Origin of the sequence: Spirillospora sp. NPDC049652 (genome assembly GCF_040675125.1) — a bacterium.
In the GTDB taxonomy this organism is placed as follows: domain Bacteria; phylum Actinomycetota; class Actinomycetes; order Streptosporangiales; family Streptosporangiaceae; genus Spirillospora.
Window position 1 is genome coordinate 1 of sequence record NZ_JBFAOF010001056.1, and the last position, 2,322, is coordinate 2,322.

The window sequence follows — 2,322 nt, forward strand, 5'->3', positions numbered from 1 at the left end:
GGCCAGGCCGGTGACGAGCGACGCCGCGGTGAACACCACGAGCCCCGCGAGCACGACGCGCTTGGCGCCGAGCAGGTCGGTGATCCGCCCGCCGAGCAGCATCAGCCCGCCGAAGGTGAGGGTGTAGGCGCTGACCGTCCAGGTCAGGGCCGCACGGCTGAGACCGAGGTCGGTCTCCATGTGGGGCAGCGCGATCGCGACGACGGTGACGTCCAGGATCAGCATCAGCTGCGCCACTCCCAGGAAGCCCAGGATGCGCCAGCGCGCCGGATGCGGTGCCACGGCGGCCTCGGCCGCGGCGGGCGGGTCCGCCCGTCCGGCTGAATCTCGGGTCATCGGATCCCCTTCAGGATCATAACTCGTACGTCGATATACGAGTTCTTGACCGCGACTATAACCCGTACTTCCGCATACGAGCTATGCTGATCACCATGGCTGCCCCCGCGAGCGGCAAGCGCCGCGCCGACGCCGAACGCAACATCGCCCGCATCGTGTCCGCCGCGCGCGCCCAGCTCAGCGCGGATCCGAACGCCACCATCGACGACATCGCCAAGGCCGCGGGCGTCGGCCGGATGACGCTGTACGGACACTTCCGCACCCGGCCGGATCTGGTCGTGGCGGCGCTCACCCAGGCCCTGGAGGCGGGGGCGTCGGTGCTGTCGGCCGTGGACCTCGAAGGGGACGCGCGCGGGGCGATGGAGCGGCTGCTGACGTCGAGCTGGGCGCTGGTCGCCGAGTCCTCGGCGCTGGTGGTGGCGGCCGAGGACGTGCTGCCGGCCGAACGGATCCGCGCGCTCCACGAAGCGCCCGCCGCGCGCATGGCCGACCTGGTCCGCCGGGGCCAGGACCAGGGCGTCTTCCGCACCGACATGTCGGCCGAGTGGCTGGTCGACGTCGCGCACTTCATCCTGCACGGCGCGGCGGGGCAGGTCCGCAGCGGACGGCTGCACGCCGACGACGCGGCCGACCTGGTGACCAGGTCCATCCAGTCGGTTCTGGCGGGCTAGAACGGCTCAGTAACGAGAAGGACGGCCCTCGGCCGGGAATTCGGACAACGGTGTCCTGAGAACGGGGTTGCCGATATCAGATTTCGTTCAGCCGTCGTTCCTGGACGACTTCAGCGGCGGCCGGTCGCCGACGTCGGAATGGGAGTACATCCCGGGCTCGTACTGGTAGAAGCCGCCGTGTTCGAGCGAGTTGAGATGGGAGTCGTCCAGGCGGTGGACGGTGCGGCGGCGGCCCGCCGCGTTCGTGCCCAGCAGGCCCCGGCCGGTGACGAACAGCATGGTCGCCACCGCGAGCGCGGCGATGACCGGCCCCAACCAGACGCCGAGCCCGCCGCCGAGGTGCGCGCCGATCGCGAGCATGTGCGATTCCATGACCGATACCTCCCCAGTCCGGAATTCACCGTTAACCCAGCGTATGCTCGTGCGGAGGAAATCCAGGGGCCGGACGGCGAATCCGGACCGGAACATCGCCGTTCACCCGCGGTTTTTCCCCGGGGATGACCGGCGGATGACCCGTGCTCTTCCCTGGCGTGAACGCCCCGGGGAAAAGGTGGGGTGAGGCAGGCCCGCCATCACGTCGTCGCGCAGGGGAATGATGAACAAGCGATCGCTCACCGCACTGGTCCGGGAACACCTCGGCCGGGCCCGCGAGGCGTCCAGCGGACGGTCGGCCGAGACCGTGCACGGCGGCCACGAGCGCCGGCTGCGGCAGACGCTCATCGCCCTGCGCGCCGGGGCCCGGCTGGACGACCACGAGAACCCCGGCGAGGCGACCCTGCACGTCCTGCACGGACGGATCCGGCTGGTCGCCGGGCGGGACGCGTGGGACGGCATCGCCGGCGACCTGCTGATCGTTCCGGACGCGGTGCACTCCCTCGACGCCCTGGAGGACTCGGCCGTCCTGCTCACGGTCGTGAAGACGCTGCACGCCTGACCTCCGCCGCCCACCGCCCGCACGCCGCCCGTCGACCGCCCGCAGAGTCTCCCGTGTCAGTGACCACTTATTCGGTGGGTTACGGTGGCGCGGACGACGTGGAGGAGGCGCGAGTGGACTTCGACCTGCCCGAGACCGCCCTGGCCGTGCGGGAAGGCGTCCGGGCGATCGCCCGGAAGTACGACCAGGCGTACTGGGAGCGGTGCGACGCGGACAAGCGGTGGCCCGAGGAGCTCTGGGCGGAGCTGGTCGCGGGCGGCTGGCACAGCCTGGCCGTCCCCGAGGAGTACGGCGGGGCGGGGCAGGGGCTGCTGGAGCTGGCGGTGGCGCTGGAGAGCCTCGCGGGCGGCGGCGCGGGCGGGGCGGCGGCGTTCCTGTACC

Annotated in this window: 5 protein-coding genes; 3 read left to right on the forward strand and 2 right to left on the reverse strand. The window is 71.5% G+C overall.

Annotation, left to right across the window (positions count from 1 at the left end; translation table 11 throughout):
• Positions 1 to 336 (reverse strand): MFS transporter (locus AB0J52_RS36795; RefSeq protein WP_500187532.1); only part of this gene is annotated, 336 nt, incomplete at its 3' end.
• 95 nt (positions 337 to 431) lie between these two features.
• Between AB0J52_RS36795 and AB0J52_RS36800 the strand changes: the two genes are divergently transcribed.
• Complete coding sequence (locus tag AB0J52_RS36800) at positions 432 to 1,007, forward strand: TetR/AcrR family transcriptional regulator (RefSeq protein WP_500187533.1); 576 nt, start codon at positions 432 to 434, stop codon at positions 1,005 to 1,007.
• 87 nt (positions 1,008 to 1,094) lie between these two features.
• On the opposite strand, the gene AB0J52_RS36805 is transcribed toward AB0J52_RS36800, so the two are convergent.
• A complete protein-coding gene (locus AB0J52_RS36805) occupies positions 1,095 to 1,379 on the reverse strand; it encodes a hypothetical protein (protein ID WP_500187534.1) in 285 nt (94 codons plus the stop codon).
• Positions 1,380 to 1,599: 220 nt separating this feature from the next.
• Between AB0J52_RS36805 and AB0J52_RS36810 the strand changes: the two genes are divergently transcribed.
• Both AB0J52_RS36810 and AB0J52_RS36815 read left to right on the forward strand, forming a co-directional pair.
• Positions 1,600 to 1,941: a cupin domain-containing protein gene (locus tag AB0J52_RS36810; RefSeq protein WP_500187535.1), complete on the forward strand. Its 342-nt coding sequence runs from the start codon at positions 1,600 to 1,602 to the stop codon at positions 1,939 to 1,941.
• A gap of 74 nt (positions 1,942 to 2,015) precedes the next feature.
• Positions 2,016 to 2,322: acyl-CoA dehydrogenase family protein (locus tag AB0J52_RS36815; protein ID WP_500187536.1), on the forward strand; the 307-nt coding region annotated here is incomplete at its 3' end.